The sequence below is a fragment of the Micromonospora sp. CB01531 genome, assembly GCF_001905095.1.
Taxonomy (GTDB): Bacteria; Actinomycetota; Actinomycetes; order Mycobacteriales; family Micromonosporaceae; genus Micromonospora.
This window is the reverse complement of the sequence record NZ_LWLS01000041.1, coordinates 1-3,241: the sequence shown is the minus strand read 5'-3', so window position 1 is coordinate 3,241 and position 3,241 is coordinate 1. Positions and strand designations below refer to the sequence as shown.

Genomic DNA, 3,241 nt, shown 5'->3' with positions numbered 1-3,241 from the left:
CCCCCGACGAATTAACGGAAATGAGCACTAAGCCATTTCATCGTGGCCGACCGCAATGACGACAATCCGCATACCGTTCGGCAGCTTTCCGACGTCCGAGCTCTGCGCGCTCGTAGACGTCAGCCGGCACGCCCTGGCCGACATCGACCCGACCCGTTCGCAACTCGTGGCCGCAAGCCCCGCTGACGTGCTGTCGGCAACGTCCGACGGGCCCTGGCCGACGCCGACCGGATCCGTTCGGCAACTCGCGCGGCCTGCCGGCCCGAGCGGCTGACTGCCCCGGCGGGCCGGGACGCTTGTCGCCGGGCCGGATCATCGCGCGCCTTTGATCCATCCAGGTCCAATCGACCATCAGAGGTAGTGCTCCACCCATTGCTGGGCGCCGACCTGGTACAGAGCTCTCTCGTCGTATGGATCTCAACGCAGCCGGTCAGGCTCCGGTAGCCGAAGCGCGTGATCTCGTGGCGGCCATGGACCGTCTTCAAAGGGTCGCCGCCACCTACGCCCAGCAGGTGCGGGGCCATCTGAGAATCGCGCCATCGGCGGCGAGGCCTTCATGCCCTACGTGGCCGCGATCCTCACCGAACTGTCCGACCGGCATCCCGAGATCCCAACGGAAATCCGCTCCGTCAACTTCGTCGAGCAGGTCCACGTCCTGCTCCGCCGAGAGGTCGACGCCGCGTTCCTGCGGTCCCGGCTGCCGCCGGGCGTGGAGGTCTGCCGCTTGTGCCAGCTCCCCGCCAGGCCCGCACCTGACTGGATGCCGTACAAGACAGGATCTGTCCGCCGATGCCTTTGCTTGGGAGTTCAGGTCTGTTGGCGCTGCCGCTGGGTGTTCAGAAAGATGGCCGCGATAAGGACACCGAGCCCGACCAGGACGGCGTTGACGGCGATGGCGGTGGTGACGCCATCCAGGATCGCTGCGGCCGTGCCGGCGCCCGCGCCGGCTGCGGTGACGGTCGCGGACATGATCGGGGTGCCCATGGTGATGCCGACCTGCTGGGACATGGTGGTCAGTCCGGTGGCTAGGCCCTGCTCCCTGTCGGGCAGTCCGCTGGTGGCGGTGACCATGAAGCCGACGATGACCAGCATGTTGCCGACGCCGCCGAAGAAGGTGGCGGGCAGGAGTAGCGCCATCGAAGAGGCCGTGCTCGTGCCCAGGAAGAGCAGAGCCGCGGTGAAGATCGTTTGGATCAGGCCGCCTGCGACCAGCGCGGTCAGCGTGGAGGTCTTGGCGATCACCTTCGGGGCCAGCAAGCCGCCGACCACGGTGCCGAGGCCCAGGACGCCGAAGGAGATCCCGGCTGCCAGGGCGGAGAACCCGAGAGTCTTCTGCATGTACAGGGTGAGTAGGTAGACCAGCGAGGTCTCGGTGACAAAGGCCAGCAGGCCCAGTACGTTGCCCCAGGCCACATTCCGGCGACCCAGCACCCTGAGCGGGACGAGCGGCTGGGCCACCTTCCGCTCTACGACGTAGAACGCCACCAGCAGCAGGGCGCCGGCGATCAGCCCGGTCAGCGCGTGCGGGTTCGTCCAGCCGTGCTCGCCGGCCTGGGTCAGGCCGTAGACGAGTCCCAGCAGGCCGAGCGTGACGGTCAGGGCGCCGGGCAGGTCGAGCTTGGGACGGTCGGCGGGCCTCGACTCCCGGATGACCGAGGGAGCGATCAGCAGGACGGCGACGGCGACGGGCACGTTGATAAAGAAGGCCCAGCGCCAGGACAGCAGATCCGTGAGCACACCGCCGAGGATGGCGCCGGTGGTGAAACCGGCGGACATCAGCGCGCCGTTGAGGCCGAGGGCCTTTTGCCGCAGCGGGCCTTCGGGGAAGGAGATGGTCAGCAGGGAGAGCCCGGCTGGGGTGGCAGCTGCGGTGGCCAGGCCCTGGGCGACGCGGGCGACGATCAGGATCTCGGGGCTGGGGGCGAGGCCGCCGACGAGAGAGGCCACGCCCAACAGGCCGAGACTGCCGAGGAAGATCCGCTTGCGGCCGACCAGGTCGCCGATGCGGCCGAAGAAGAGGGTGAGGCCGGCCGCGCACAGTGCGAACGAGGTGGCGATCCACTGCAGGTTGGCCAGGGAGAAGCCGAGACCGTCGCCGATCGCGGGCAACGCGACGTTCAGGATCGAGAAGTCGACGGCCAGCATGAACTGGGCGACCAGCAGGACGGCGAGGACCAGCTTGAGATGGCCGGTCAGCCGCGGTGGCTGCGGTGAGTGAGCGACGGCAGGTGATGTGCGCCGCGATGCGGCGCTGGTTGTGGACATGACATGCGTTTCCTTTCGAGTCCACCCCTGCACCGAGAAACTAACGGGTCTATCGTTCCGTTAGGCTGGCAACTGTAGCACCACGGAACGTCGTAACGGAACGCCAGTACCGATACTGTTGTCTGTGGGATCGTGAAGCGCCGCACGAAGGAGGTCCACCCATGGCCGACACCCCAGCTCCCGGCACCATCCGGCCAGGTGGCCGCACCGCCCGCGTCCGCGAAACCGTCCTGCAGACGGCTGGCGACGTCCTGGCCCAAGAGGGCTTCGAGGCCCTCGATTTGGCCGAGGTCGCCCGTCAGGCCGGGGTTGGCAAGACCACCGTCTACCGCCGTTGGGGCACCCCCGGCACCCTCGCTGCCGACCTGCTCGACGACATGGCGGCGCAGTCCCTGCCCCGCGCCGACACCGGCTCCATCGAGGGTGATCTGCGCGCCAACGCCCACCTGGTGGTCAAGACGCTCACCGACCCCCGACAGGGACGGCTGTTCAAAGCCCTGATCGCCGCCTCACTCTGCGACGAACAGGCCGCCGAGGCACTCCACCGCTTCTACGCCACACGGATCGCCGAGTGGGCCGGCTGCGTCACCGACGCCATCCAACGCGGCGAACTCCCCGAGGGCACCGACGCCATCCGCGTCATCTCCGCCGTCTCCGCCCCCCTGTACTACACACTTCTCAACACCGGCGGCCCTCTCACGGAGGCCGACGCCGACCGCGCTGGCAAAGCCGCCCTTGCGGCCGCACGCGCCGGAATATGGTCCATAACCGCCGACACAGCATCCGCAGGATGACAACGGCAAGGATGATCGAGGATGCATGCAAATGTCGGCTCGGCTGGGTCGCGAGCGCGGCCAGGGGATTGACAGGGTGATGTCAAACCGCCACATGCCGCGTTGGTTGAAGCCGTCGTGGTGAACGATGACGAACGGGCGCGCTTGACGTGTCAGACACCCCAGGAGCTGAGGTGTCAAGC

At 67.8% G+C, this 3,241-nt stretch carries 3 protein-coding genes; 1 reads left to right on the top strand and 2 read right to left on the bottom strand.

Going from position 1 to position 3,241, the window contains the following annotated elements; all coding sequences use genetic code 11:
* Window positions 1–499: 499 nt before the first annotated feature.
* A complete protein-coding gene (locus A6A27_RS44180) occupies window positions 500–652 on the bottom strand; it encodes a hypothetical protein (RefSeq protein WP_158073961.1) in 153 nt (50 codons plus the stop codon).
* A 155-nt stretch (window positions 653–807) separates the two neighbouring features.
* Window positions 808–2,265, bottom strand: coding sequence for an MFS transporter (locus tag A6A27_RS07365; RefSeq protein ID WP_073833797.1), 1,458 nt, complete (start codon window positions 2,263–2,265; stop codon window positions 808–810).
* 161 nt (window positions 2,266–2,426) lie between these two features.
* On the opposite strand from A6A27_RS07365, the gene A6A27_RS07360 reads away from it, so the two are divergent.
* On the top strand, window positions 2,427–3,059 hold the full coding sequence (locus A6A27_RS07360; RefSeq protein WP_073833796.1) for a TetR/AcrR family transcriptional regulator: 633 nt from the start codon (window positions 2,427–2,429) through the stop codon (window positions 3,057–3,059).
* The last annotated feature ends 182 nt before the right edge of the window (window positions 3,060–3,241 follow it).